Origin of the sequence: Actinocorallia sp. API 0066 (genome assembly GCF_020991275.1) — a bacterium.
In the GTDB taxonomy this organism is placed as follows: domain Bacteria; phylum Actinomycetota; class Actinomycetes; order Streptosporangiales; family Streptosporangiaceae; genus Actinocorallia.
Window position 1 is genome coordinate 170460 of record NZ_JAJLQY010000007.1, and the last position, 26817, is coordinate 197276.

Consider the following 26817-nt stretch of genomic DNA (forward strand, 5'->3'; position numbering starts at 1 on the left):
CCACCTTGACCGGCGACGTACGGATCACTGTGACGCGCACGCTGAGCCGGGATCAGCAGGCCAGGCGCGCCCGGCTGGTCCAGGCGGCGCACGCCCTCGCGAGCGAGGGCGGCTACCCCGCCGTGACGATGCACGACGTCGCGGACCGGGCGGGGGTGGCCCGCGCGACGGTCTACCGGTACTTCTCCTCCAAGGACCACCTCCTCACCGAGGTCGCCGCCGACTGGGCGCGGGTGATGGACGACCTCGCCGACGTGCCGGGCGCCGATCCGGTCGAGCGGCTGCGCGGCATGCTGGAGGCGCTCGTCGCGATCGCCGCCGACAACCTGCCGCTGACCAGCGCGATCGTGCAGGCCGCGACGTCCGGGGACGCCGGGGTGGACGACGCCCGCAACGAGTTGTTCCGCTACATCCGCGAGCGTTTCGGCGCCGCGATCGACCCCGACCGGACGATCGACGCGGTGGCCGGGGTCCCGGTGGACGACGTGGAGGTGGTGATCGGGCACGTGGTGCTGGCGGCGCTCATCGGCCTGACCACGCTCGCCAGGCCGCGCGAGGAGGTCAGTGCGATGGTGGGCACCGCGGCGAGGCTGATCATGGGGGGTCGCTGACCCGTCGCCCCTCCCCCTTCCGCTCTTGTCACATGACTGACAATCCGCCCGGCGGTTTTGTCCGTCACGGTGGTGCGCGCCCTCTTACGCCCAGGTAACTTGCCATCCGCAACAAAACGGAAAAACGGGCGATACCTAGGGGAGGTGAGGCCGTGTCCATCACGCTGGACGGTCCGTCGCACAGGACGTTCCCGCAGTTGCCCGGCGACTGGGAAGCCTTCTTCGCCCCGTTCCTCGGCGGCGTCGCCGACGAGATGATCGAGGAGATCAAGGCCGGGGTCCCCGAGTTCGCGCGGATGGAACCGGCCTACGTCACGAACATCAGGACCGCCGTAGAGGGAGCGCTCCAGGACTTCGTCAGGCTGATCACCGACGCCGACGCGTCCCTGGACCGGCTCACCGAGGTGTTCCGGTACATCGGCTGGGGCGAGGCCAGGGTCGGCAGGAGCCTTGACGACCTCCAGGTCGCGATGCGGATCGGCGCGCGGGTGGCGCTCCGGCGGATCACCGCGGAGTCCGAGCGGTACGACCTGCCCCGCACGTCACTGGGCGAGCTGGCAGAGGCGATCCTGCTGTTCCTGGACGAGCTGGCGGCCGCCGCCTCGGCGGGCTACCACACGGCGAGCGAGCAGGTCGCGGGGGAGCAGACGCGCCGCCGCCGCAGGCTCATGGACATGCTTCTGGCCGACCCGACGCCCTCGCCCTCCGTCCTCGCCGACGCGGCGCGCGACGCCGGGTGGCGGCTGCCGAAGAACGTCGCGGCGGTCGCCCTGCGCGAGCGCCGCACCGAGGAGTACCTCCAGCCCGCGCTGCCGCCCGACGTGCTCATGGACCTCAACCGGCACGAACCGTGCCTCGTCGTGCCGGACCCGGACGGTCCGGGCCGCAGGCAGGCGCTGGAGACGGCGCTGCGCGAGTGGTCGGCGGCGATCGGCCCGACGGTCGAGCTCACCGAGCTCAGCGGCTCGCTGCGCTGGGCCCGCGAGGTGCTGGCGCTCGCGCACCGCGGCGTGGTGCCCGACGACGGCCTGATCCGCTGCGTGGACCACCTGCCGACCCTCGTCGTCTTCAAGGACGAGGAGCTGGTGTGGACCGTCGCGCGGACGAGGCTCGCGCCGCTGCTCGACATCCGCGCCCGGCACCGCGACCGGCTCGCCAGGACGCTGCTGGCGTGCCTCCAGAACGGCTTCAACGCCACCGAGGTGGCCGCGCGGCTCCATGTGCACCCCCAGACCGTCAGGTACCGGCTGCACCAGCTTGAGGAGCTGTTCGGCGACCAGCTGTACGACCCGGAGGCGCGGATGGCGTTCGAGATGTGCCTGCGGGTGTGGCTGACCCTGCACGCCGAGGGCCGCGAGTCCTGAGTCCTGACGCCGCTCAGGGGACCTCGACCACGTTGAGGTCCCCGTCGAGGATGACGAGGTCGGCGCGGCGGCCGGGCACGAGCGTGCCACGGTCGCCCAGGCCCAGCACCTTGGCCGGGATCGCCGACGCGTAGCGCGAGGCGGTCTCGATGGGCAGGCCGACCTCCTTGACGGCCCTGCGCAGCGCCGCGTCCATCGTGAGGGTGCTCCCGGCGAGGGATCCGCCTTCGACGAGCCGGGCGACGCCGTCACTGACCCGTACCCGCATCGCGCCGAGCCGGTACTCGCCGTCGCCCATCCCGGTGGCGTCGATCGCGTCGGTGATGAGCGCGAGCCTGTCCGGCGCGAGGCCGTGCGCGAGCCGCATGATCGCCGGGTCGAGGTGGATGCCGTCGTTGATCACTTCGAGGATCACGCCGGGCGACTCGACCGCCGCGACGAACGGGCCGGGCTCGCGGTGGTGCAGCCCGCGCATCCCGTTGAAGGCGTGCGTGACGAGCGCCGCGCCCGCCCTGAACGCCGCGCGCGCCTGCGCGTAGGTGGCGTCGGTGTGGCCGACGGCCGCGATGACGCCGCGTGAGACGAGTTCGCGGACGAGGTCGATGCCGTCGTCGCCGGTGTCGGGGTTGACCAGCTCGGGCGCCACGGTCATCTGCCTTACGGTGCCGCGTCCCGCGTCCAGCAGGAGCCGCAGCTCGGCCAGGCTGGGCGGGCGGAGCGCCGCCGGGTCCTGCGCGCCGCAGCGGGAGTGCGCGAGGAACGGCCCCTCGAAGTGGCAGCCCTCGACCAGGCCCTCCTCGGTGAGGTCGGCGATCCACCCCGCGGCCTTGGCCAGGTGCTCCAGGGGCGCGGTGACAAGGCTGACCAGTGTGGTCGTGGTGCCCCGAGCCCGGTGGAAGGCGACCGCCTCACGGATGGCGTCGGAGGACGTCATGGCCGAGTGGCCGCCTCCGCCGTGGACGTGCAGGTCGACGAATCCGGGCAGCAGCCAGGCTCCGGCGAGGTCGCGGCCGCGCCGGTCGCCGGTGCCGACGCCGGTGATCCGGCCGTGCTCGGCCTCCAGCCAGCCGCGGCCGATGACGCCGGTCGGTGTGACGATACGGGCGTTGGTGTAGACGGTCATGAACGGTGGCGCATCCCGGTTGGCTAGCGGATCCTGGTGAAGACCCGCTCGATGGTGATCTTCCGGCCGTCGAAGGCGAAGCCGGATTTGAGGACCAGCTTGCCACCCGAGCACGAGAACGACGACCTGGCGGGGGCGACGCTCTCCTGGCCGCCCGCCCGGTAGGTGGTGCGCAGCTTCCAGTTCCGCTGGGTGCCGACGTTGGGGCGGGTCACCTTGTGGGTGCCGCGCGCGCCTCCCGCCGCGGTCCTCGGCTTGACGCGGATGGTGCCGGACTTGGCTCCCTTGACGGTCGCGTCGAACGACAGCTTCCCGGTGTACTTCGTCCAGGCGTTCCAGTGGATGCCCTCGACGACGCCGGTGGTCGTCTCCTTCGTGGACTTGGTGAAGTCGTAAGCCACGCCGGTGCGGGTGACCTTCAGCCTGACGCCGTGGGCGCCGCGCAGCTCGGTGCGCGAGTCGTCGGCGATGACGGTGCCGACGTGCGCGGTCTGCTTCCACGTGCCGAGGACGCACGCGCGCGGCGCGGCCTGCGCCGGGGCCGCGACGGCGACCGCCCCCGCCACCGCGCAGGCACCGGCGACGACACCGGGGAGTACTGCGCGAAGCCTGACCACTGCGACCACGGGGACCTCCTCCATCAAGCTCCATCAAGACGGGCAGCCCAACCTATAGGGGATGGGACGGATGGGTCAGGCGAACCCCGGTGAACTCCGTGTGGCGCGACGGATCGGGACATCCAGGTGAAGACCCGTTGTTCTTGGCGCGGCTCCAGGTGACGGGCCTGCCCTCCTCGTGGTGGGTTTCTCGGCGGCGGAACCGGCTTTCTCCAACAAGTCGGGCATTTTTCTTGGTGACCCCTACTGACTTGCCTTGTTACCGGGGGGATCGCCGCCACTTGGGGGACGATGGGTGCCGGTCCGGTGACGTTCGGTGATCCGGGCGCACCGGCGAACCCTTGGGACGAGGGCGTTCGAGGGGACGGGGAGGTGTCTTCGAGGTGTCGGCTGACGTGGTCAGGGTGCAGGTGCGCGAGCGTGACGCCGTCCTGGAACTGGGGGTGGGCGCGCTGCTCCGGGACGTCGAAGGGATCGAACTGGTGGCGGACGCACCGGACGTCGTCGTGGCCGGTGCGGCCGGGACGGAGGGGGTGCGCGAGGTGGAGCGGCTCGCCGCCGCGCACCGGGTGGTGGCGCTGACCTCGGAGGACAGCCCGGCGCTGCTCGTCGGCACGGTCCGGGCCGGGGCGCACGCGGTGCTCGCGCACGGCTGCTTCGGCGCCGCCGAACTCGCCGCCGCGGTGCGGGCCGCCGCGCGCGGCGAGGGCTACCTCTCGCCGCCCGTGGTGACCGCGCTCGTCGGCTGGCTGCACGGCGGCTCGCCGGAGTCGCCGGGCCGCAGCCGGGGCTTCGGGCACAGCCTGACGCCGCGCGAGACCGAGGTCATGGAACTGATGGCGCGCGGCTGGTCGAACCGCCGCATAGCCAGCGAGCTGTACATATCCGAGAAGACCGTGAAGAACCACGTGCACCAGATTTATCGGCGGCTGAAAGCCGACGACAGGGAGCACGCGGTCGCCAGGTGGCGGGTCCTAGGACCGGCCCGTTCCTGAATCGGGACCCCATTCCGTCCCCCGGCCCCCGCCGGATGAAAGACGCTACACACGGCAACAGCCTGATTACTGAGGAGACTCTATGAAAGGTCCCGGCATACGGGCCCTGTCGGTGTTCGCCCTGACGGCCGCCCTCGTGGTCCAGCCGACGGCGGCGCTCGCCGCCCCCGGCCCGCGGATCGACCTGAAGGTCCTCGTGGTGACCGACGGCCAGAGCCCGTCCGTCGCGGCCCTCGCCGCCCGCCTCGACGCCGAGGGCGTGCCGTTCGACCTGGTGGACCTGAGCGCTCCGGGGCGTCCGGCGATCACCCCTGCGTTCCTCCAGGACACCGTCGGCGGCGCCCCCCGCGCCAGGTACCAGGGCGTGATCCTGCCCAACGCGTCGCCCTTCGCCGACCCCGCCGAGCTGACCGCGCTGACGGACTTCGAGAGGCGGTTCGGGATCCGGCAGATCAGTGCGTACGTGTACCCGACCCCCGAAGTCGGCCTGAACTACCCCGAGACGGCGGGCACCCTCGACGGGACGTCCGCGCAACTGTCACCGGCGGCCAAGGCGGGCGCGTTCCGGTACCTCAAGGGGACCATCCCCTTCGAGGACCTCTCTCCGACCGCCCCGGAGACCTACGGCTACCCCGCGACGCCTCTGCCGAACGCCGACGGCACCACCTTCCAGCCCTTCCTGACCACCGGAGGCAGGACCCTCGCCGGGGTGCACACGAAGGACGGCAGGTCGCAGCTCGTGCTGACGTTCAGCGCCAACGAGCACCAGACCCAGTTCCGCGCGCTCGGCCACGGCCTCCTCACGTGGCTCACCAAGGGCGTCCACCTGGGCCTGAACCGGCAGTACCTCAGCGTCCACGTGGACGACGTGTTCGCCCGCGACGCCCGGTGGAGCACCGAGCACGACTGCACGCCCGGCGAGGACTGCGCCGACCCCGAGGTGGCCACCCAGGACATCCGGATGACGCCGGACGACGTCGCCAAGGCCGTCGATTGGCAGTCGCGGCGCGCCTTCCCCCTCGACATGTACTTCAACGGCGGAGGCAGCCAGGACGAGGTCGCCGCCAACGGCTCCGACCCTCTGCTGACGGCCTTCCAACGGCACCGGACGAAGTTCCGGTGGGCCAACCACACGCTCGACCACACCTATCTCGGGTGCGAGCAGAACTACGACGTCAGCCCCTGGGCGTGCAGGAAGGACGCGCAAGGCAGGACGGTGTGGGCGACCCGCGCCTACATCCGCGACCAGTTCCGCGACAACCGCACGTGGGCGGCGACCAGGCTGTTGCCGCTGGAGGCCGACGAGGTCGTCACCGGCGAGCACTCGGGCCTGAAGCTCCTGCCGCAGCAGCCCGAGGACAACCCCAACCTCCCGCTCGCCGCCGCCGACACCGGCGTGAAGTGGCTCGGCGCCGACGCCTCCCGCGACTTCGAGCAGCGCCAGGTGGGCCCCGCGCTGACCGTGCCGCGCTACCCGATGGCCAACTACTTCAACGTCGGCACCGAGGCCGAGATGGCCGACGAGTACAACTGGATCTACACCGCGCGCGCCGACGGCGGCAGCGGCATCTGCGAGGACAACCCGCAGACCGTCACCTGCATCACGCCGCTCGACCCGGCCACCGGCTACCGCCAGCACATCGTGCCGCTGGACGCCCGGATCACGCTCGCGCACATCCTGCGCAACGACCCGCGCCCGCACTACGTGCACCAGTCGAACCTGGCCGAGGACCGCATCCTCTACCCGCTGCTCGACCGCGTCCTCGACGACTACGCGGCGCTCTTCGACCCGGCGAGCCCCCTGGTCAACCAGCGGATGCGCGACAACGGCGCCGAGCTGCGCCGCCAGGCCGCCTGGCGGGCCGCCAGGACGACCGTGACGGCCTATCTCCAGGACGGCAAGGTCAGGATCTCCGGCGCGCCCACGGGCGTCTCCGTGCCCGTCACCGTCCCGGAGGGCACCCGGACGGGCCTGCTGAACCTCGTCGTGTTCGGCGAGAAGTACGCGGGCGAGCGGTCGGCCTACACGACGGGCACGGTCACCCTGACGGTGGGCGCGGCGACGGTATGAACGTCACCCTTGTCACCGAGGGCACCTACCCGCACTCCTACGGCGGCGTGAGCGTGTGGTGCGACCAGCTCGTGCGCGGCATGCCCGAGCACGCGTTCCACGTCGTCGCGCTCACCGGCACCGGGCACGAGCGGCGGGTGTGGGAGCCGCCGGGCCACGTCGCCGTCACCGCGTTCCCGCTGTGGGGGCCGACGCCGCGCGGCGCCCGGCCGTCCCCGGCCGGAGCGCGCCGGTTCGAGGAGGCGTTCCGCGCGCTGCTCGCGCTGACCGCGCGCGGCGCCGAGGAGCCGGGCGCGGACGCCGCCGGGCACGCCGCCGACACCGTGGCGTTCGGCGAGGCGCTGCGGGCGCTGCACGGGCTCGGCCCGAGCCTCGTGCGCCTCCTGGCCGACGAGGGGCCGGTGCGGTGGCTCATGCAGGAATGGGCGCTGCGGACGCTGCCGGAGGGCGTCCACCCGAGCGTCCACGACGCGCTCACCGCCGTCTCCTTGCTGGAGCACGCGCTACGGCCGCTCGCCCTGACGCCCCCGAAGGGCGATGTCACGCACGCGGTGTCGAACGGGGTGGCCGTCCTACCGGCGCTCGCCTCCAAGTGGACGCACGGCACCCCGCTCTGCCTCACCGAGCACGGCATCTACCTGCGCGAGCGCTACCTGGGCTACGCGCACGGCTACACGTGGCCGGTGAAGGCGGTCATGCTGCGCTTCCTGCGGCTGCTGTGCGCCGAGGGCTACCGCGCCGCCGATCTCATCACTCCCGGCAACCGCTACAACCAACGGTGGGAGACGCGGTGCGGGGCGCGCGAGGAGCGGATCAGGACCGTCTACAACGGGGTGGACCCCGAGGCGTTCCCCCCGGCCGGGCCCGAGCCGGTGCGGCCCACCCTGAGCTGGGCGGGCCGGATCGACCCCATCAAGGACCTGGAGACGCTCATCCGGGCGTTCGCGCTCGTGCGCGCACGGGTGCCCGGCACCACGCTGCGCCTGTTCGGCGGCGGGGACGCCGGATACCGGACCCGCTGCGAGGCGCTCGCCGCGAGGCTGGGCGTGGAGGGGCAGGTGACGTTCGAGGGCCGCGTCGCCGACATCAGGGACGCCTACACGGCGGGCACGGTGGTGATGCTCTCCAGCATCTCCGAGGGGTTCCCCTACACGCTCATCGAGGCGATGACGTGTGGCCGTCCCACGGTCTCCACGGACGTGGGGGGCGTGGCGGAGGCCGTCCGGCCGGACGCGGGCGGCGAGGAGTGCGGGCTCGTCGTGCCGCCCCGCGATCCGGAGGCGATGGCCGAGGCCGCCGTCCGGCTGCTGCGCGACCGGGCAGGGCGCAGCCGCATGGGCGAGGCGGCCCGGCGCAGGGCCCTTGAGCTGTTCACCGTGGACAAGGCGGTGTCCTCCTTCCGTGAGGTCTACCACCGCCTCGTCTACGAGGGACGGCGCGGGGAGCGGGTGGTCGCGTGACGGAGCTGCTCACCCGTCCCGGCGCACAGGGCGACGACGCCGACGAGGCCGACCTCGCGGGCGCGCTCGTCCCCGACGAGACGGAACTCCCCGAACGGCTCCCCGGCCTGCTGGCGGGCGCGGTGGACCCGCTGGAGGTGGCCGCCGCCCTGGAGGCCGAGGGGTTCGGCGACAGGGCGGCCCGCCGCTACGGGTTCCCGGATGTGTTCACCCTGGGCGAGCGGCTCTACGCGGGCTCGATCCGCCGCCCGCCCCGGCCGGTCGCCTTCACCAACCCGTGGGCGGCGCAGGCACCCGTGTGGAGGACGGCCCTGCGGTACGTGCTGCGCGGCGCGCTGTTCGGCATGCCGGGCCTGGGCTACGTCGCGGCCGGGCCGCTGCTGGCCAGGGACGCGGGCGGCCTGGTCCTCACCCTGTCGCTCGTGCTGTGCTGGCCGGTCGCGCAGGGCGTCGCCGCCCTCGCCTACACCAGGACGGACGGGGCGCGCCGCCGCGTGCTCGCGCTCGGCGTCCTGCTGGGCACGCCCGCGCTGGCGCTGGTGGCCGCCGCGCTCGGCCTCGCGCTCGGCGCGGGCTGGGCCGTCGTCGCCGTCGCCTGCGCGCAGAGCTTCTACCTGCTCGCGGCGACGGCGGCGCTCGTCACCGGCGCCGAGGTGTGGCTCCTGGCCTGCCTGCTGCCCGGAGCGGCCACGACGGCGGCGGGCCTGGCCTGGCAGCTCCAGGTGGCCGGTTGGGCCGTCACGGGCCTTTCCGTGGCCGCGCTGGCGCACGAGCGGACGCGCGAGGGGACGGCTCCGGGCGTCAGTTGGATCATGGTCCGGCGGGCCGTCCCGTATGCGGCGTTCGGCCTGGTCGCTGGTGGTCTGCTCACGTTCACCATCGTCGCGTCCTACGCGGGCCACGGGCCGCCCGCCCCGGCCACCAGCGCCGCGATGGTCGCGCTTTCGGTCGCGATGGGCCCTGCCGAATGGCTGCTCACCGCCTACCGGGCGCGCGGGCACGCGCTGCTGCACACCGCGCGCACCCCGAGCGCGTTCGCAAAAGCGGCGCGCACCGCCTTCGGCGACCTCCTCGCCCGGTTCCTGCTGGTGCTCGCGGTGCTGCTCGGCCTCGCCGTCGGCGCGGCGGGCCCGACACCGGGCGAGGGCGCCGTCGTCGCCTGCTTCCTGCTGCTGGGCGGCGCCCTGGTCGTCGCGCTGATGCTCCAGTCCTTCGGCGAGACCGCCGCCCCCGTCGGGCTGTGCGGGACGGTCCTGGCCGCCGAGACGGCCGTCCTGCTCGCCGCCGCGCCCGACCCCGGCGCGGTCCAGCTCTCCGGCGCGGCGGTGCTGTTCGCCGCGCTGCTCGGCCACGCGGTCGTGGTGCTCGGGCGCGCCACGACCCACCGCTGACACCCCACCCACGAACACACACGAACGGAAGACTCATGCAGACGCTCATCGCGGTGACCGGGGCCGACGGGTTCATCGGCTCCCACCTCGTGGAACTGCTCGTCGAGCGCGGCCACCGGGTCCGCGCGATGGCCCAGTACACCTCGCAGGGCACCTGGGGCTGGCTGGACGCGCTCGCCCCCGACGTGCTCGCCAACGTCGAGGTCCAACTCGGCGACGTGCGCGACCCCGGCAGCGTCGGCGCCCTCGTGGACGGCGCCGACGGCGTGTGCCACCTCGCCGCCCTCATCGCGATCCCCTACAGCTACCGGGCGCCGCGCAGCTACGTCGACACCAACGTCACCGGCACCCTGAACGTGCTGGAGGCGGCCAAGGAGCACCGGACGCCGCGCCTCGTGCACACCTCGACCAGCGAGACCTACGGGACGGCCCGGACGGTCCCCATCGCCGAGAGCCATCCGCTCCAGGCACAGAGCCCGTACGCGGCGTCCAAGGCGGCCGCCGACAAGCTGGTGGAGAGCTACCACGCCTCCTTCGGGCTGCCCGCCGTCACGCTCCGCCCGTTCAACACCTTCGGGCCCCGGCAGTCCGCCCGCGCCTTCATCCCGACCGTCATCTCCCAGATCGCGGCCGGAATGGAGGAGATCAAGGTCGGCTCGCTCACCCCGACCCGCGATTTCACGTTCGTGAAAGACACGGCCGCCGCTTTCGCCGCCGCGCTCACGACGCCGGGCCTGGAGGGCGGCCTGTACAACGCGGGCGTCGGCGGCGAGATCTCCATGGGCGACCTCGCGCGCACGATCGCCGAGGTGATGGGCAGGCCGCACGTCAGGTTCGTCACCGAGGCGCAACGCACGCGTCCGGACGCCTCCGAGGTGATGCGGCTGGTCTGCGACAGCACACGGCTGCGCGAAGCCACCGGATGGAAGCCCGAGTACACCCTCGAAAGCGGCCTCGCCGAGACGGCCTCGTGGCTCACCGGCAACCTCGACCGCTACCGCCCCGGCGCCTACGCCGTCTGACCCCTCCCCACCACCCTGAAAGGACCACCATGCACGCTGTGATCCTCGCCGGAGGCAAGGGCGTCCGCCTGCGGCCGTACACCACGACGCTGCCGAAGCCGCTCGTCCCGATCGGCGACAGGTACTCGATCCTGGAGATCGTCCTCCACCAACTGGCCGCGCAGGGCTTCACCTCGGTCACCCTGGCCATCGGGCACCTCGGCCACCTGATCCGCTCCTATGTCGGCGACGGGACACGCTGGGGCCTGCGGATCGGCTACGCCCCCGAGGACTCCCCGCTGGGCACCATCGGCCCCCTGCTGCGCATGGACGGCCTGCCCGACGACTTCCTGGTGATGAACGGGGACATCCTCACCGACCTCTGCTACGCCGAACTGCTCGCCCACCACCGGACGGCCGGGGCCGCGCTCTCCGTCGCCACCTACCGGCGCGAGGTCAAGATCGACTTCGGGGTCCTCACCACCGCGGGCGGCCGCATCACCGAGTTCGCCGAGAAGCCCAGCTACGACTACCGCGTCAGCATGGGCGTGTACGCGCTCAACAAGGCGGTGCTCGCCAAGTACACACCAGGGCTGCCGCTCGGCTTCGACGAACTCGTCCTGGACCTGCTCGCGGAAGGGCGCGAGCCCCTCGACTTCGCCTTCGACGGCTACTGGCTGGACATCGGCCGTCCCGACGACTACGACCGCGCGAACGCCGAGTTCGACGCGCTGCGCCCCGCGCTGCTCGGGAGCGCGGGATGAGCGGCACCGGACGGCGCGCGCTCGTGCTCGGCGCCACGGGCTTCCTCGGCCGCCACGTCGCCGCGCGCGCCGCCGTCCTGGACGGCTGGGAGGTCGTCACCGCCTCCCGCACGCCCGACGCCGCCGACCTCCACCTCGACCCCTCCCACGAGGGCCTGCGCGACCTCCTGAGGCGGCTGCGGCCCAGCGCCGTCGTCAACTGCGCGGGGGCCGTCGCGGGCGGCCCGGCCGACCTCGTCGCCGGGAACGTGACGCTGGTCGCGGCGCTGGCCGACGCCGTCAGGGCGGAGGGCGGAAGGCTGGTCCATCTAGGGTCGGCCGCCGAGTACGGGCGGGTGCCCGAGGGCGTCCCGGTGGCCGAGTCCGCGCCGCCAAGGCCGGTCGGCGCCTACGGCATGACCAAGCTCGCCGGTACGGAACTCGCCCTGCGCGCGCCCGGCGCCGTCGTGCTACGGGTGTTCAACCCCGTCGGGCCCGGCGCGCCCCGCGCGTCGCTGCTCGGCGGCGTCGCGGGCCAGCTCGCCGACGGCGCCCCCGAGATCCGCACCGGGCCGCTGGGCGCCGTCCGCGACTACGTGGACGTCCGGGACGTCGCCGACGCGGTGCTGGCGGCCGTCACCCGGGACGTCACAGGGGTCATCAACGTGGGCAGCGGCACCGCCACGCGTTCCCGCGACCTCGTGCGGGCCCTGCTCACGCTGGTGCCCGGCCGGGCCCTCACCGAGGACGGGGAGGGCCCGGCCAGGTCGGCCGCGGTGCCGTGGCAGCGCGCCGACATCGGGACCGCGGCCGCCGCGCTCGGCTGGACGCCCGCGACCCCGCTGGACGCCTCGGTGCGCGACCTGTGGGAGACGGCGTGCTGAGCCGCCGCAACATGCTCTGCGCGCTCTCCACGGCGGCCGTGCCGCCCCCGGCTCCGCCGCCCGCGCGGGTCCTCGTGCCCGCCTACTTCGCCCCGCACGTGCGCCCCGGCCTGTGGGAGCGGATCTCCGACCCCCGGCTCCGCTGCGTCGTCCTCAACGTCGCCAGCGGGCCGGGGGCCAACCCCGACCCGGTGTACGTGCGGGCGGCCCGCCGGGTCACCGCGCGCGGAGGCACCCTGGCCGCCTACGTGGACGTCTCCTATGGACGGCGTGAGGCGGGCCTCGTCCTTGCCGACCTCAAGAAGTACCGGCGCTGGTACGGCGTCAACGACGTCTTCTTCGATCAAGTGCCTTCCGAGGCCGAGGGCGTCGCCTACATGCGCGGCCTCGTAGACCGCGCACGGGTGGCCGGAGCGCGGCTCACGGTGTTCAACCACGGGACGCACCCCGACCCCGCCTACCTGGACCTCGCGGACGTCCTCGTGACGTTCGAGGGGCCCGTCACCCGCTACGCCGCCGCCGAGCCGCCCGCGTGGGCGCTCGCCGCCGATTCCGCGCGTCTGTGCCATCTCGTGTACGGCTGCCGCTCCGAGGACATGGAAGTGGTCGCCGCCCTAGCCCGCCGCCGCAACGCGGGCGTCCGCTACATCACCGACAGGGCGGGAGCCAATCCCTATGACGGCCTGCCCTCCTACTTCGCGCGGCTCGTCGGCGGCTGACCGCCGACACCGCCCGATCGGAGCCGGGAAATGCTCGATCTGCGACTACGTGACACCCTCGCCTCCCCGCTGCTCGTCGTCCGGCGCGGCCTCGTCGGCCGGGACACCGAGCTGCGGGAACTGGCAGGGCTGCTGCCCGCCTACGGCGCGCTGACGCTCGTCGGACCGGCGGGCGTGGGCAAGACGGCCCTGGCCAAGGGCCTCGCGGGGCTCCTGGGGCCGCGCTACCCCGACGGCTGCGCCTACGCCGACTGCGCGGCGCTGCCCCCGGACGCGCCCTCCGGGGCCGCCGCCGACCTCATCCTCGACGCGCTCCGGCTGTGGCGTGGGCCGTCCGGCTCCCTGGCGACGGTCCTGGGCGCGGTAAGGGAGAGGCGCGCCCTCCTCGTCCTGGACCACACCGGCCACCTGACGGCCGGGGCGCGCCGTGCCGTCGAGGACGTCGTGCGCGCCGTCAGGCACGGGGGAGGGGAGACGTGCCATCTGCTCGTCGCCTCACGCACGCCCCTGGACGTCGTGGAGGAGCGGGTGTGGGGGGTGCCGCCGCTGGCGGGCGGCGCGGCCGTCCGGCTGCTCATGCCCCGGCCCGTGCCGCGCTCCCTGGCGCTGCTCGGCTCGCCGGTGCCGCCGCGCGCGCGAGGAGTCCGGGGGGAGCCCGACGTGCGGGCCGACCTCGCCGAACTGCTCGGCGGGGTGCCGCTGGCGCTGGAGTTGGCCGGGGCGCTGCTCGGCAGGGTGCCCGCGCTGCGGCTGCGCGACCACCTGCGCCGCCGCCGCGACCTGCACGCCGCGTTCGGGCTGCCCTGGCCGTCGCCCGAGCACGTCGCGGACTGGGTGGCCGACGTGCTGCCGGGCGCCGAAGCGCTGCTGCTCGCCCGGATGACGGTCTTCCCCGGCCCCGCCGCGCCCGAGGCCGTCGCGGCGGTCTGCGGGCATCCGCCGCTCAGCCCGGCCGAGGTGCCCGACCTGCTCGCCTCGCTCACCGCCGCCGGGCTCGTCACCGAGGCGGGCACACTGCGGCAGGGGCTCGCCGAATCCTGCGCCGCCCGCTGCGACGACCCCGGCACGCTCAGGGACAGGCTGCTGGCTTACTGCCTGCTCACCGCGCTCGAAGGCCGCCGTCCGGCTCCCGCCGACGTCCTGGCCGCGCTGCGCTGGGCGCTGCGTCCCGGCGCGGGCCAGGAGCCGGTCAGGGCCGCCGCCGCGCTCATCGACGCGGTAGGCGAGGACCTGCCCGACGGCGTCGGGCCCGACGAGGCGCTCTCCTGGGCGTTGCGCGCGCTCCACCACCCCGTCGGGCTGCCGCCGCACGAGACCGGCGTCATGCACGCGCGCGCGGGCACGCTCAGAGCCCGCATCGGCGAGGAGGGCGAGGCACGCGCCCACTACGAGACGGCGCTCGGCCTCTTCGGCGTCGGAAGGCGCGGGCTGCGGCGGCGCGCGGAGGTGCACGGGCGGCTCGTCCGGCTCGACCTGCTCGCCGTCCACCCGAGCACCGCCGCGCTCGTGGCGGGGGCCGCAGCCGAGGCCCGCGCCTCGGGCGACCCGCGCGCGGTGACGGCCGTGCTGCCCTCCCTGGCCGTCGCCCTCGCCTGGCTCGGCCGCACCGACGACGCGCTCGCGCTGGTCGCCGAGGCGGAGGCGGCCGGGCCGCTCCCGCACCCCGAGGAGGCGGCCTTCGTGCACCTCAGGGCGGGCGATCCGCTGGAGTGCCTGGCCCGCACCGCGCCGCTGACCGCGCGCGACGGGCTCGTGGGCGCCCGCGCCCTGCTCACCCGTGGGTGGGCGCTGATGGTCGGCGGCGACCTCGCCGGGGCGGGCGCGGCGCTCACCAGGGGCGAGGAGCGGGCCCGCGCGGCCGGGGCCCCTGCCGTCCGCACCGCGTTCGACGAGGCGGCGGCGCACGCGGCGAGGCTCGGCGGCGACCACGCGGCGGCGGCCCGCCGCTGCGCCCGCATGCTCAGGGCCGCCGCCGCCCGCCGCGACGCGCTCACCGGCGCGCGGGCCGCCTGCCTCGCCCTCGCCCTGCACGCCGACACCCACCCGGCGGCGGACCGGATAGCCGCGCTCGCCCGCGAGTGCCGCCTGCGGACCGCGCTGCCCGCCTGGCCGTTCTCCGACGCCGAGGCCGACGCCCGCGAACGCGCCCTGGGCGCCACCGGGACCCCGCCGCCCGGCTGGTACCCCGACACCGTCCCGGCGCTCCTGACGGCCCTCCTGGACGTCCTGGAGCCCTGACGTGCCCCGTCAGGCCGGGACGAGGATGAGGCGCGGCGCGACCAGGGTGCCGTCGGTCAGGGGGACGATCCACTGGTCGCGGTACAGCGCGTGCAGGGCGAGGTGCAGGTCGTCGACCCCGGCGAACGCGTTGACGTGCGACTCGTGCACGAAGCTCGCCTCGTGGCCGACCGTCTCGATGCCCTGGAAGTCGATCGCGACGGCCTCCAGCACCGCGAGGTCGGCGGGGATGAAGTCGCCGTACCGGGTGAGGATCATCGTGCAGAAGTACTCGCCGTCGTCCCAGTCGGCCATCCAGTCGCCGACCCAGGGCTGGTCGAGGAACTCGCGGCGGTCCCAGACCAGGCCGGTCGCGGGCACCCAGGCGTCGGCGCCTTCGGGGTCGGCCGCGCGCGCGAGCTCCGCCAGCGTCAGGAACGGCTCGGCCGGGGCGAGGCGGTAGCGCGCCGGATCGTAGTCCCGGCTCGCGTAGGAACGCCCTGTGCAGCGCCACAGCGGCCGGACCCGCCGCCCGACCCGCGATCTGCCCATCGCAACCCCCGACCGTGTTTGTGGTGGCTGAGTCCGCCAAGGACGCTGCGATCCTAAGCACCAGCCCCGCCCACCACCGACCGCGTCGTCCGCCTAAGGAGAATGCGCACCCCCGCTTTACCAGCTGTGTTCGATGGGCCCGGAGGCGGCCGCTTCGCGAGCCCGACTTCGTCGGGAGCGGCCGCCTCCGGGCGTGTTCGATGGGCCCGGGGCCGGCCGCTTTGCGGCCCCGACTTCGTCGGGAGCGGCCGCCCCCGGGCCGGAAAACAGACCGACCGGCCGCGGTCGAGGGTCGCCGCGCCGGTCGGGGTCCAAAGGGGTCGAAGGGGAAGGGGGTCAGGGGAGGAGGATGCTCACCGGGGCGTCCGGGCGGGCGCGCTGGGCGCGCGATCCGGGGGAGTGCGGGCCGGGCTCGGCCGTCCTCGGGTGCTGCCCGGCGGTGTGCGCGTCGTCGGGCGCCTCGTTCGGCCGCGGCACGGGGCCTGAGGACTCCTGGACGGTCGGGGCGGCGCTCTCCTGGGTCAACGGGTGGCCCTGCGGCGGCGCGGCCGGTGCGGACTCCTCAGCCGCCTCCTGCGCCATGTCGGCCTCCGTCCACGGGAGCTGGCCGAGGGAGAGGCGCGGCTTGACCGGCTCGGCCTCGACGGCGGCGGGCGGCGCGGCGACGGGCGGCGCGGAGGTGTCGGCCGACTCGACGGGCTCGGTCCTGCGCGGCACGGCGACCTTGGACGGCGTCGGCGCGCTCACCCACACGGTGGTGCGCTCCGGCCGCGGTGCCGAGAGCGGCACCTCCGAGGGCGGCGCGGAACCGGTGGACAGCATCGCGAGCCCGACGACGGCCCAGGCGGCCAGGGCGATGACGGGAATGAGGGAAAAGGCGACAACCCGGCCCGGGGAGGAGTTGTGCGCGGCGTGCGACCCTGAGTATCTGCTCACGGGGCGAGAGTTGCACAGTCCCGGGTAATCGGCTGGGCTTTTTCCGGAATTCGTTATGGTTCCTCGAAATGCCGACAGACCCTCTGACCTGCGTGATAGTGCGCGGGGTAATGGAGTGAATATCGGTCTTATCTTGAACGATAGCCGCCGATGTGGTCCGATCGTGGCCAATTAATTTCGAATCATCCCTGATCATGTCGGACCATTTCCTATGTGTTCCTATGTGGTCCAACCCGCCCCAACCTCCCCCAACCCGGCGCAACCCGGCTCAACCCGCCCCAAGGTGGGCAGAAGTCCCCCGTAGGCGGCCGGACATGAAGGAACCCCGCCATGCCGGGCATGACGGGGTTCCGGGGCAGACGCGGCGGGTCAGCCGCCGATCTCGGCCCGCAGCTTGGCGCGCTGCTGCTCGCCGAGGCCGCCGACGCGGCGGTTCTCGTCGATGCCGAGCTTCTCGATCAGGGCGGAGACCTTGGCCGGGCCGTAACCGGGCAGCGCCTTCAGGACCTGCGTGACCTTGGTCTTCTTGGCCACGGCGTCCTCGCGGTCGAGCACGTCGCCCAGGCTGAGCGTCCCGGCCTTCAGCGCCGCCAGCAGCTCACTGCGGGCCTTGCGGGCCTCCTGGGCCTTGGCGAGAGCTTCGGCCCGCTGCTCGGGGGTCAGCGTCGGCAGAGCCATCGTTTCTCCTCGTCGTTCGTGGAACCGCCCGTGCCGTCGGCGCGGGCGTAGGGACCATCATGGCGAAGAGGACCGGCTGATGCCCACTTGAGCAGCGGATTAGTTCGATCTGACGATGGCCGGTGACCCATCGTGATCGTTTTCGGCCCTGCGGACGGCCGGAGCACGCCCCGGCCGGAAGTCTCCGGGCCCGTCAACCGGCCGCAGGGCCCATCAGAACGCGGCTCAGAAATTCGAGCTCGGCGGGAAGATCGCGGACACCGCGATGGTGCCACACGGCGTCCAGTCCCAGGCGACCTGGACCGGCGCGACGCCGTCCCCGGTGCCCGGCGCGTTGAAGGCCAGGCCGGACGCCTTGGCGCACTCGCCGCCGCCTCCGCTGCTCATCAGGTAGAAGACCGCGCTTCCGCCCTTGGGCAGCGTGGTGGCGGGCGGGACGCCCCCGATGCCGCCGAAGCCCTCGGGGATCTCGGCGGCGCCGACGCCCGCGACGCGCTGGCCGTCGCCGGTGTAGGGGTAGACCTCGGCCCGTCCCTCCAGCGTGCAGGGCGCGCCGCCGTTGACGATCTCGATGCGGCGCACGTGGGTGCCCGCGCCGCCCTGGCCCTCGCCGAGCTTGAGCGACAGGTCGGGGTTGGCGCATTTGGCCGTCGCGCCGTCCCCGCTCCCGTCCTTGTCCGTGCCGTCGCCGCCGGAGCAGCCCGCCGCGCACAGGGCGGCCAGGGCGGTCAGGGCGAGCGCGGCCGGGACGCGTGCTCGTGTGCCGAACATCATGGACCTCCGAAGTCTCGTCGGTTTCGCCCAGGATGAGACCGTAGTGCCCGACACCTCCGCAACCCGCCCGTCCCGACGCTGTGCCGCCGCCGCGCCCCGCCCGCCCCGCGCACAACCGCCCGGCGCCGGGTGCTCAGCGGCCTGACAAGAGACGCGCGGCGCCATGACAAAGGGCGCGGATCTCGATGATCCGCGCCCTTGTGCCCACTGCGCTCCCGGCAGGATTCGAACCTGCGCTTTTGCCTCCGGAGGGCAACGCTCTGTCCCCTGAGCTACGGGAGCATGTCGCTTGTCGCAACGGGAGACAAGGCTACCAGGGTTCACGCCGGGGCGCGCACGCGATCGTTTCGAGTGCGCGCCCCGTGTGCTCCGGCTAGCCTCGGTCCCGTGGTCGAGAAGCTCGGGCGGGTGCTGGTCGTCGATGACGACGAGGTGATTCGGCAGCTCATCGCGGTCAACCTCCAGCTTGAGGGGTTCGAGGTGGCCACCGCGGTGGACGGCCGCGACTGTCTCGACCGGGTCCGCGAGGTCGCGCCGGACGTGATCACGCTGGACGTGATGATGCCGCGCCTCGACGGCTGGATCACCGCCGTCCGGCTCCGCGAGAACCCTGAGACGGCGCACATCAGGGTGGTGATGATCACCGCCCGCGCGCAGGAGCGCGACCTGGACCGGGGCATCGAGATCGGCGTCGACGCCTACGTCACCAAACCCTTCGACCCAGCCGAGTTGATCCGCACCGTCCGCCGCCTGTCAGCACACGGCCCGGGACCGGGGGGCCGCCAGGCCCCCCGCCCGGGGCCGGGCGCTCCCGGGGCTGCCCCGTAGGCCGCCAAGGCCGGAGGGGTAGCGCCGGGCTCGCAAAGCGCCCGGCCCCCAATAAACACAGTTCGGCTGTCCACATTCTGGTCGGCTACCCTCGGTGGCGTGACTCCCGGTGAGCTTGACGCGGTGATCGTCACGGCGGTCCGTGCCGTGACCGGTGTCGTCGTGTCCGGCGCCGCGATCACCTGGGAGGACACCTATGTCTCGCCGGTCGCGGTGCGCCACCGGCTGCCCGCGCAGGCGATCGCCGAAGAGGTCGCGGCGCACCCCGGCGTCTCACATGTCGAGACGAGAGGTCCGGGCCTGCTCGCGGTGCACCTCGCGGTGCCCGGCCGGATCGCCGAGGCGATCACGCGCGACGAGCGCTACGGCACGGGTGCGACAATCAAGGCGTGCTGGGCGGATTTCCCCAGAACGTTCGACAATCCCGGCTTCCGGGTCAGGTTCGCGCATGAGCGCGCCTGCGCCGTGCTGCGCCGCGCGCCCGAGCTGGGCGTGCCGCGGGGCGACGCCGCCGCGCTGACCACGCCTGCCGAACGGAAGCTGCTCGGGCTGCTGGCGGGGTTCGACGGGCACCGAAAACCGGTGCTCCAACTGGAACGGATCGCGGACGCCTACCACGACGTCCACGAGGCGTTCCGCGAGGAGCCGACCCCGCAGCACGGCGCCCGCGTCCTTCTCGCCGGAGCCGTGCGCGTCACGTTGAGCAACGGGCTGCGCAGGCTCGGAGAGACCCCGAGAGAGAGATTGTGAGCAGAGTTCACCCGGCGGGCGGCAGGCACGAGAACGTCCTGCCCGAGGACCACCCGTCACCCGCACCGGCCGACCTGAACGCGCTGGCCGCCGAGGTGTGGCCGCGCACCGCCACCCGCGCCGGGGGCGCCGTCACCGTCGGCGGCGTCGACGTGCGCGACCTGGCCCGCGACTTCGGCACCCCCCTGTACGTCGTCGACGAAGAGGACTTCCGCCAGCGCGCGCGCGAGTACGCGGCGGCCTTCTCCGACGGAAGCGTGCACTACGCGGGCAAGGCGTTCCTCAGCGGCGCCGTCGTGCGCTGGCTGCACGAGGAGGGCCTCGGCCTTGACGTGTGCACGGGCGGCGAGCTGGCCCTGGCCCTCGCGGCGGACTTCCCGCCCGAGCGGATCACCATGCACGGCAACAACAAGTCCGCCGACGAGCTCGTCATGGGCCTGGAGGCGGGCGTAGGCAGGATCGTCCTGGACTCCTACGAGGAGATCGCCCGGCTCGGCTTCCACGCCGAACGGCTCGGCGTCCGGCCCAAGGTCATGATCCGCGTCACCACCGGCGTCGAGGCGCACACCCACGAGTTCATCGCCACCGCGCACGACGACCAGAAGTTCGGGTTCTCCCGTGGCTCGGGCGCCGCGCTGGAGGCCGTCCGGCGGGTGCTGGCGCTGCCGCGGCTGGAGCTGGTCGGGCTGCACTCGCACATCGGCTCGCAGATCTTCGAGACCGACGGGTTCGAGGTCGCCGCGCACCGCGTCGCCGAGCTGCTCGTCGCCATCCGGGACGAGCACGGCGTCGTCCTGCCCGAGCTGGACCTCGGCGGCGGCTTCGGCATCGCCTACGTCGAGGGCGACGAGCCCATCGACGCCAAGCTCATCGCCGACAACATGCGCGACATCGTGGCCCGCGAGTGCAAGGCGTACGACCTGCCCGTCCCGAAGCTGACGGTCGAGCCGGGCCGCGCCATCGTGGGTCCGGGCGGGATCACCCTGTACGAGGTCGGCACGATCAAGGACGTCGAGGGCATCCGCACGTACGTCAGCGTGGACGGAGGCATGAGCGACAACCTCCGCACCGCCCTGTACGGCGCCGAGTACACCGCGAAGCTCGTCAGCCGGGAGTCGACCGCCGAGCCCCTCCTGTGCAGACTTGTCGGCAAGCACTGCGAAAGCGGGGACATCGTCGTGCGTGACCTATGGTTGCCCGAAGATGTTGCGCCCGGAGACCTGGTGGCCGTGGCCGCCACGGGCGCCTACTGTCGGTCGATGGCCAGCAACTACAACCACGTGACCAAGCCCGCCGTGGTGGCGGTCCGTGAGGGCGCCGCGCGCGTCATCGTCCGTCGGGAGACGGTCGCCGATCTGTTGAGGCTCGACATGGAGGTGGGACAGCCGTGAAACCGGTGCGGGTGGCTTTGCTCGGATGCGGTGTCGTGGGCACCGAGGTGGTCAGGCTGCTGCTGGAGCAGTCCGATGACCTGGCGGCGCGGGTCGGCGCCCCGGTGGAGCTGGCGGGCATCGCCGTCCGCCGCCCCGACCGGGTGCGCGCGGGCGTCCCCGCCGACCTCCTGACGACCGACGCCATGGGCCTCGCCACCCGCCCGGACGTGGACATCGTGGTCGAGGTGATCGGCGGGATCGAGCCCGCCAGGTCCCTCATCCTGGGCGCGCTGAAATCCGGCAAGTCCGTCGTGTCGGCCAACAAGGCGCTGCTCGCCGAGGACGGGCAGACCCTCTTCGGCGCGGCCCGCGAGTTCGGCGTCGACCTCTACTACGAGGCGTCCGTGGCCGGGGCCATCCCGCTGCTGCGCCCGCTGCGCGAGTCCCTCGTCGGCGACAGCATCCACCGGGTGCTCGGCATCGTGAACGGCACCACGAACTACATCCTCGACCAGATGGACACGCACGGCGCCGGGTTCGCCGACGCGCTCGCCGAGGCGCAGGACCTCGGGTACGCCGAAGCCGACCCCACCGCTGACGTCGAGGCGTTCGACGCCGCCGCCAAGGCCGCGATCCTCGCCCAGCTCGCGTTCCACACCCCCGTCACCACCGCCGACGTGCACCGCGAGGGCATCACCGCGGTCACCGCGCAGGACGTCGCGGGCGCCAAGGCGATGGACTGCGTCGTCAAGCTGCTGGCGATCTGCGAGCGCGGCGGCGACCGGGGCGTCTCGGTCCGGGTCCACCCGGCGATGATCCCCAGGTCGCACCCGCTCGGCTCGGTGCGCGGCGCCTACAACGCGGTGTTCGTCGAGGCGGAGTCGGCCGGGAGCCTCATGTTCTACGGCGCGGGCGCGGGCGGCGCCCCGACGGCGTCGGCGGTGCTCGGCGACATCGTGGCCGTCGCCCGCAACCGGGTCAGCGGCGCGTCCGGCCCCGTGGAGACCACCTACGCGGCGCTGCCCATCCTCCCGATGGGCGACACCGTCACCCGCTACTACGTGCAGCTCGACGTCGCCGACCAGGCGGGCGTGCTCGCCCAGGTCGCCGAGGAGTTCGCCCGGCACGGGGTGTCCATCCAGGCCGTCAGGCAGGAGGGCAGGGGCGACGACGCCCAGCTCGTCATCGTCACCCACCGCGCCCCCGACGCGGCGCTGGACGCCACGGTGGAGTCCCTGCGCTCACACCCGTCGGTGCGCGAGGTGGCGTCGGTGATGCGGGTCGAGGGCGACATCTGATCTCGTCTAGACTCGCTCCCCATAAAGGCAGGTCACTCCCCGGTTCGGGTTTGCCCTACGGGCAGCCGGCTCTGATGCCGTCCCTTCGACGGCACGCATCCAGAGAGGAAAAGCCGTGAGCGCTTGGCGCGGGCTGATAGAGGAATACCGTGACCGGCTCCCGGTCACCGACAAGACCCCCGTCGTCACGCTGCTTGAGGGCAACACCCCCCTGGTGCCGGCGCACCGCGTCTCGGCCCAGACCGGCTGCGAGGTCTACCTCAAGGTAGAGGGCCTGAACCCCACCGGTTCCTTCAAGGACCGGGGCATGACGATGGCGATCTCCAAGGCGGCCGAGGAGGGCGCGCAGGCCGTCATCTGCGCGTCCACCGGCAACACCTCGGCGTCGGCAGCCGCCTACGCGGTGCGCGCGGGCATGACCTGCGCGGTGCTCGTGCCGCGCGGCAAGATCGCGATGGGCAAGCTGGCGCAGGCGCTCGTGCACGGCTCCAAGCTGCTCCAGGTGGACGGCAACTTCGACGACTGCCTGGAACTGGCCCGCAAGCTCGCGGTGGACTACCCGGTCGCGCTGGTCAACTCGGTGAACCCCTACCGGCTCCAGGGCCAGAAGACGGCCGCGTTCGAGATCGTCGACGCGCTCGGCGACGCCCCTGACGTGCACTGTCTCCCCGTCGGCAACGCGGGCAACATCTCGGCCTACTGGATGGGCTACAAGGAGTTCCACACCGACGGGGTGTCCACGAAGAAGCCCCGGATGATGGGCTTCCAGGCCAGCGGCGCCGCCCCGTTCGTCTCGGGCGCGCCGGTGAGCAACCCGCAGACCATCGCCACCGCCATCCGCATCGGCAACCCCGCGTCCTGGGACCTCGCCTCGGCCGCCCGCGACGAGTCGGGCGGCGCCATCGGCTCGGTCACCGACCGGCAGATCCTCGCCGCCTACCGGCTGCTCGCCCGTGAGGAGGGCGTGTTCGTCGAGCCCGCCTCCGCCGCGTCCGTCGCGGGGCTGCTCCAGGCGAGCGAGCAGGGCGCCATCCAGCCCGGTCTGAAGGTCGTGTGCACCGTGACGGGCAACGGCCTCAAGGACCCCGACTGGGCCATCTCGGGCGCGCCCAAGCCCACCACGGTCCGGGTTGACGCGCACGAGGCGGCCACCGCGCTCGGCCTTGCCTGAGCCGTAGCACCCCCGCACCCTTAGCTGAGCGGAGAGCATGAGCGACAGCGTCACCGTCGAGGTTCCGGCGACCAGCGCCAACCTGGGTCCCGGCTTCGACTCCCTGGGCCTCGCCCTGACCTACCACGACGAGGTGACCGTCGAGACGGCCTCCTCCGGCGTCGAGATCTCCATCGAGGGGGAGGGGCAGGAACTCGCCTCCCTCGGCGAGGAACACCTCATCGTGCAGGTGTTCCGCCGCGCGTGGGAGCGGATCGGCCCGGCCGCCGCGCCCGGCGGGGTGCGGCTGCACTGCGTCAACCGGATCCCGCACAGCCGCGGCATGGGCTCGTCGTCCGCCGCGATCGTCGCGGGGATCACCGCCGCGCGCGCGCTTCACCCGGCCGGAGGCGCGTTCTCCGACGACGCCGCCTTCGCGCTCGCCACCGAGATCGAAGGCCATCCCGACAACGTCGCGCCGTGCCTGGCGGGCGGCCTCACCATCGCGTGGACGCGGCACGACGGGCCCCGGCTCGTCCGGCTCGACCTCGACGCCCCCGTCACCGTGTTCGTGCCCGACCAGCGGCTCGCCACGGAGCGTGCGCGCGGGCTGCTGCCCGCGTCGGTGAGCCACGCGGACGCCGCGGCGAATTCTGCCCGCGCGGCCTTGCTCATCGCCGCACTGACCAGCAAACTGGGCTACGACGTGCTGTTGGACGCGACCGAGGACCGCCTGCACCAGTCCTACCGTGCGCCCGCGATGCCGGGCTCGGCGGCGCTGGTGGAGCGGCTCCGCCGGGCGGGAGTGCCGGCCGTGGTCTCCGGGGCCGGGCCTACGGTTCTGGCATTCGGGTGGCCTACCGTCGGTTGGCCGCAAATCGAGGCGGGTAAAGGCTGGGATATGCACCAGCTGAACGTCAGCCCCTTCGGTGCCCGCGTTCAGCCGCGCGACTCGCGAACACGCTGACCTCAGGGAATACAAGTGCGCCATGGTGGTGTTAGGCTGGAAGCCGCACCAGATGCCCCGCTCGGGGCCGTTGGCCCATCGGCATCACCACCGCCGATGCGCCCGTGCACCTGGCTCTCCACTTCTGATTCCCTTCGGCTTGGGGACGAGTACGCGATCATCTGGCTGTCTTCGGAAATTCCGCATGGCGAACTGATCGCCGGATTCGGCGCCCCCGCCGAGTCGAACCATCGGGTAGATCGGCCTCCTATCGGCCCACACCCGCTCCCTGGGAAGGACCCTTTGTGAGCGAATCCAGCGAACTGCTGAACGAAGCGCCGGCCGAGGCGCCCGCGCCCAAGCGCGCCCGTCGTGGCACCGGGCTGTCCGCCATGGTGCTCCCCGAGCTCAAGACCCTCGCGGCCCAGCTCGGCATCAGCGGAACCACCGGGATGCGCAAGAGCCAGCTCATCGCTGCCATTCAGGAGAAGCAGGGCGGCCCGGCCGCGGGGGCCACGTCGGGTGCCGCGACCAAGACCGAGACCGTCAAGGCCGAGGGGAAGGCGGAGACGAGGTCCGAGAGCGCCGAGCAGGCGCCGACCCGCACCCGTCGCCGCGCCGCGCCGCGCGAGGACGTCGAGCAGGCGGAGGCGAAGGTGGAGCCCAAGGCCGAGGCCAGGGCCGCCGAGAGCAGGACCGAGAGCAGGACGGAGCGGTCCATCGACGAGCAGGGCGAGGGCGGCGAGAACCGGCGTGAGGGCCGGCAGCGCACCCGCAGCGGCCGCGACCGGGGCGAGCGCGGCGAACGCCAGCGTGAGCGCGGTGAGCGCGGTGAGCGCGGTGAGCGCGGGGACCGTGGCGAGCGCGGCGGCCGTGAGGACCGCGGCGGACGTGACGACAGGGGCGACCGCGGCGGCCGTGAGGAGCGGCAGAGCGGCGGCGGCCAGCAGGGCGGAGAGCACGAGGAGGAGCGCGCCTCGCGGCGCGGCCGCCGGTTCCGCGAGCGCAACCGGGGCCGGGGCACCGGCGGCGGACGCGACCGCTACGAGGCCGAGCCCGTGGTCGCCGACGACGACGTGCTGATCCCCGTCGCGGGCATCCTCGACATCCTCGACAACTACGCGTTCGTCAGGACCACCGGCTACCTCCCCGGCCCGAACGACGTGTACGTCTCGCTCGCGCAGGTCCGCAAGAACGGGCTGCGCAAGGGCGACGTCGTCACCGGCGCGGTCCGGCAGGCGCGCGAGGGCGAGCGGCGCGAGAAGTTCAACGCGCTGGTCCGCCTCGACACCGTCAACGGCATGGAGCCCGACCAGGCGCGCGGCCGCGTCGAGTTCTCCAAGCTGACCCCCCTGTACCCGCAGGAGCGGCTGCGCCTGGAGACGGACGCGAACATCCTGACGACCCGGATCATCGACCTGGTGAGCCCGATCGGCAAGGGCCAGCGCGGTCTGATCGTCTCCCCGCCGAAGGCCGGCAAGACGATGGTGATGCAGTCGATCGCCAACGCCATCACGAAGAACAACCCCGAGTGCCACCTGATGGTCGTGCTGGTGGACGAGCGGCCCGAAGAGGTCACCGACATGCAGCGGTCGGTGAAGGGCGAGGTCATCCACTCGACCTTCGACCGTCCGGCCGAGGACCACACGACCGTCGCGGAACTCGCCATCGAGCGGGCCAAGCGGCTGGTGGAGCTGGGCCACGACGTGGTGGTGCTGCTGGACTCGATCACCCGTCTGGGCCGCGCCTACAACCTGGCGGCGCCCGCCTCGGGCCGCATCCTCTCCGGTGGTGTCGACTCGACGGCGCTGTACCCGCCCAAGCGGTTCTTCGGCGCGGCCCGCAACATCGAGAACGGCGGCTCGCTGACGATTCTCGCCACCGCTCTCGTGGAGACGGGCTCCCGGATGGACGAGGTCATCTTCGAGGAGTTCAAGGGCACCGGCAACATGGAGCTGAAGCTCTCCCGCCAGCTCGCCGACAAGCGCATCTTCCCGGCGGTGGACGTCGACGCGTCCAGCACCCGCAAGGAGGAGATCCTCATGGCCCCCGAGGAACTCCGCGTCGTCTGGCAGCTCCGCCGCGTCCTGCACGCCCTCGACACCCAGCAGGCCCTGGAACTCCTTCTCGAGAAGATGAAGGAGACCAAGTCCAACGCCGAATTCCTGCTCCAGGTCCAGAAGACCACGGTCGCCCACGACTGACCGTCACCCCACGCGAAGGGCCCGCCCGGTTCGTCCGAGCGGGCCCTTTCCCGTGCCCACGGGTCGCGGTTCGGGGGTTATCCCCACTCTGGGGACGGTGGGTCGCCGGATGGTGTGGGGCTGGGCGGTTCG

The 26817-nt window shown here is 73.1% G+C and carries 24 protein-coding genes and 1 tRNA gene; 18 read left to right on the top strand and 7 right to left on the bottom strand.

All coding sequences use genetic code 11. The features are described 5' to 3' along the window. Positions 1–5 precede the first annotated feature (5 nt). Together LO762_RS19105 and LO762_RS19110 are read left to right on the top strand one after the other, a co-directional pair. Positions 6–611 (top strand): TetR/AcrR family transcriptional regulator, encoded by a 606-nt coding sequence (locus tag LO762_RS19105; RefSeq protein WP_230616936.1) that lies wholly within the window; start codon positions 6–8, stop codon positions 609–611. A gap of 152 nt (positions 612–763) precedes the next feature. Further along, positions 764–1975 (top strand): CdaR family transcriptional regulator, encoded by a 1212-nt coding sequence (locus LO762_RS19110; protein WP_230616938.1) that lies wholly within the window; start codon positions 764–766, stop codon positions 1973–1975. Positions 1976–1988: 13 nt separating this feature from the next. On the opposite strand, the gene nagA is transcribed toward LO762_RS19110, so the two are convergent. Both nagA and LO762_RS19120 read right to left on the bottom strand, forming a co-directional pair. Continuing rightward, entirely contained in the window at positions 1989–3098 is a 1110-nt protein-coding gene (gene nagA / locus LO762_RS19115) for an N-acetylglucosamine-6-phosphate deacetylase (protein ID WP_230616940.1), read from the bottom strand. Between the two features lie 23 nt (positions 3099–3121). Continuing rightward, a complete protein-coding gene (locus LO762_RS19120; RefSeq protein WP_230616941.1) occupies positions 3122–3724 on the bottom strand; it encodes a hypothetical protein in 603 nt (200 codons plus the stop codon). A gap of 374 nt (positions 3725–4098) precedes the next feature. On the opposite strand from LO762_RS19120, the gene LO762_RS19125 reads away from it, so the two are divergent. The 9 genes from LO762_RS19125 to LO762_RS19165 all read left to right on the top strand — a co-directional run bounded on the left by LO762_RS19125 (position 4099) and on the right by LO762_RS19165 (position 15217). Continuing rightward, complete coding sequence (locus tag LO762_RS19125) at positions 4099–4710, top strand: response regulator transcription factor (protein WP_230616943.1); 612 nt, start codon at positions 4099–4101, stop codon at positions 4708–4710. Between the two features lie 82 nt (positions 4711–4792). After that, on the top strand, positions 4793–6781 hold the full coding sequence (locus LO762_RS19130) for a hypothetical protein (protein ID WP_230616944.1): 1989 nt from the start codon (positions 4793–4795) through the stop codon (positions 6779–6781). Further along, positions 6778–8241 carry a GT4 family glycosyltransferase PelF gene (gene pelF, locus LO762_RS19135; protein WP_230616946.1) on the top strand — a complete coding sequence of 488 codons (1464 nt, stop codon included), beginning with the start codon at positions 6778–6780 and terminating at the stop codon, positions 8239–8241. Before LO762_RS19130 ends, pelF begins: the two co-directional genes overlap by 4 nt. After that, entirely contained in the window at positions 8238–9632 is a 1395-nt protein-coding gene (locus tag LO762_RS19140) for a hypothetical protein (RefSeq protein ID WP_230616948.1), read from the top strand. The genes pelF and LO762_RS19140 overlap by 4 nt, the downstream gene beginning before the upstream one ends. Before the next feature lie 35 nt (positions 9633–9667). Then, entirely contained in the window at positions 9668–10654 is a 987-nt protein-coding gene (locus tag LO762_RS19145) for a GDP-mannose 4,6-dehydratase (protein WP_230616950.1), read from the top strand. Positions 10655–10683: 29 nt separating this feature from the next. Further along, positions 10684–11397, top strand: a complete 714-nt coding sequence (locus LO762_RS19150; protein ID WP_230616952.1) for a sugar phosphate nucleotidyltransferase — start codon at positions 10684–10686, stop codon at positions 11395–11397. Continuing rightward, positions 11394–12260 (top strand): NAD(P)-dependent oxidoreductase, encoded by an 867-nt coding sequence (locus LO762_RS19155; RefSeq protein WP_230616954.1) that lies wholly within the window; start codon positions 11394–11396, stop codon positions 12258–12260. Before LO762_RS19150 ends, LO762_RS19155 begins: the two co-directional genes overlap by 4 nt. Continuing rightward, complete coding sequence (locus tag LO762_RS19160) at positions 12254–12979, top strand: spherulation-specific family 4 protein (RefSeq protein ID WP_230616956.1); 726 nt, start codon at positions 12254–12256, stop codon at positions 12977–12979. Before LO762_RS19155 ends, LO762_RS19160 begins: the two co-directional genes overlap by 7 nt. A gap of 30 nt (positions 12980–13009) precedes the next feature. Further along, entirely contained in the window at positions 13010–15217 is a 2208-nt protein-coding gene (locus tag LO762_RS19165) for a hypothetical protein (RefSeq protein ID WP_230616958.1), read from the top strand. A 9-nt stretch (positions 15218–15226) separates the two neighbouring features. On the opposite strand, the gene LO762_RS19170 is transcribed toward LO762_RS19165, so the two are convergent. From LO762_RS19170 to LO762_RS19190, 5 genes are all read right to left on the bottom strand, one after another. Continuing rightward, a complete protein-coding gene (locus LO762_RS19170; RefSeq protein ID WP_230616961.1) occupies positions 15227–15748 on the bottom strand; it encodes a hypothetical protein in 522 nt (173 codons plus the stop codon). Positions 15749–16084: 336 nt separating this feature from the next. Continuing rightward, complete coding sequence (locus LO762_RS19175; RefSeq protein ID WP_230616963.1) at positions 16085–16684, bottom strand: hypothetical protein; 600 nt, start codon at positions 16682–16684, stop codon at positions 16085–16087. 369 nt (positions 16685–17053) lie between these two features. Continuing rightward, positions 17054–17362, bottom strand: coding sequence for an integration host factor, actinobacterial type (gene mihF / locus LO762_RS19180; RefSeq protein WP_230616965.1), 309 nt, complete (start codon positions 17360–17362; stop codon positions 17054–17056). Between the two features lie 225 nt (positions 17363–17587). Next, complete coding sequence (locus tag LO762_RS19185; RefSeq protein ID WP_230616967.1) at positions 17588–18136, bottom strand: DUF4232 domain-containing protein; 549 nt, start codon at positions 18134–18136, stop codon at positions 17588–17590. 210 nt (positions 18137–18346) lie between these two features. After that, a tRNA-Arg gene (locus LO762_RS19190) sits at positions 18347–18418 on the bottom strand. 126 nt (positions 18419–18544) lie between these two features. Here LO762_RS19190 and LO762_RS19195 point away from each other — a divergent pair. The 7 genes from LO762_RS19195 (at position 18545) to rho (ending at position 26685) form a co-directional block, all read left to right on the top strand. Next, on the top strand, positions 18545–18964 hold the full coding sequence (locus LO762_RS19195) for a response regulator transcription factor (RefSeq protein WP_230617394.1): 420 nt from the start codon (positions 18545–18547) through the stop codon (positions 18962–18964). Positions 18965–19063: 99 nt separating this feature from the next. Then, positions 19064–19714, top strand: coding sequence for an anticodon-binding protein (locus LO762_RS19200; protein WP_230616969.1), 651 nt, complete (start codon positions 19064–19066; stop codon positions 19712–19714). Beyond that, complete coding sequence (gene lysA, locus LO762_RS19205; protein ID WP_230616971.1) at positions 19711–21105, top strand: diaminopimelate decarboxylase; 1395 nt, start codon at positions 19711–19713, stop codon at positions 21103–21105. Before LO762_RS19200 ends, lysA begins: the two co-directional genes overlap by 4 nt. After that, on the top strand, positions 21102–22385 hold the full coding sequence (locus tag LO762_RS19210) for a homoserine dehydrogenase (RefSeq protein ID WP_230616973.1): 1284 nt from the start codon (positions 21102–21104) through the stop codon (positions 22383–22385). The genes lysA and LO762_RS19210 overlap by 4 nt, the downstream gene beginning before the upstream one ends. Positions 22386–22500: 115 nt before the next feature. After that, positions 22501–23556 (top strand): threonine synthase, encoded by a 1056-nt coding sequence (gene thrC / locus LO762_RS19215; protein ID WP_230616975.1) that lies wholly within the window; start codon positions 22501–22503, stop codon positions 23554–23556. A 37-nt stretch (positions 23557–23593) separates the two neighbouring features. Next, positions 23594–24502, top strand: a complete 909-nt coding sequence (gene thrB / locus LO762_RS19220; RefSeq protein ID WP_230616977.1) for a homoserine kinase — start codon at positions 23594–23596, stop codon at positions 24500–24502. Between the two features lie 284 nt (positions 24503–24786). Then, the gene (gene rho, locus LO762_RS19225; RefSeq protein ID WP_230616979.1) at positions 24787–26685 is read left to right on the top strand and encodes a transcription termination factor Rho; all 1899 of its coding nucleotides are present in this window, start codon (positions 24787–24789) and stop codon (positions 26683–26685) included. The last annotated feature ends 132 nt before the right edge of the window (positions 26686–26817 follow it).

Coding starts and splice junctions, on each gene's coding strand:
- nagA (WP_230616940.1), bottom strand. CDS start 3,098: ATGACCGTCTACACCAACGCCCGTATCGTCACACCGACCGGCGTCATC.
- LO762_RS19130 (WP_230616944.1), top strand. CDS start 4,793: ATGAAAGGTCCCGGCATACGGGCCCTGTCGGTGTTCGCCCTGACGGCC.
- pelF (WP_230616946.1), top strand. CDS start 6,778: ATGAACGTCACCCTTGTCACCGAGGGCACCTACCCGCACTCCTACGGC.
- LO762_RS19145 (WP_230616950.1), top strand. CDS start 9,668: ATGCAGACGCTCATCGCGGTGACCGGGGCCGACGGGTTCATCGGCTCC.
- LO762_RS19150 (WP_230616952.1), top strand. CDS start 10,684: ATGCACGCTGTGATCCTCGCCGGAGGCAAGGGCGTCCGCCTGCGGCCG.
- LO762_RS19155 (WP_230616954.1), top strand. CDS start 11,394: ATGAGCGGCACCGGACGGCGCGCGCTCGTGCTCGGCGCCACGGGCTTC.
- LO762_RS19165 (WP_230616958.1), top strand. CDS start 13,010: ATGCTCGATCTGCGACTACGTGACACCCTCGCCTCCCCGCTGCTCGTC.
- LO762_RS19170 (WP_230616961.1), bottom strand. CDS start 15,748: ATGGGCAGATCGCGGGTCGGGCGGCGGGTCCGGCCGCTGTGGCGCTGC.
- mihF (WP_230616965.1), bottom strand. CDS start 17,362: ATGGCTCTGCCGACGCTGACCCCCGAGCAGCGGGCCGAAGCTCTCGCC.
- LO762_RS19185 (WP_230616967.1), bottom strand. CDS start 18,136: ATGATGTTCGGCACACGAGCACGCGTCCCGGCCGCGCTCGCCCTGACC.
- thrB (WP_230616977.1), top strand. CDS start 23,594: ATGAGCGACAGCGTCACCGTCGAGGTTCCGGCGACCAGCGCCAACCTG.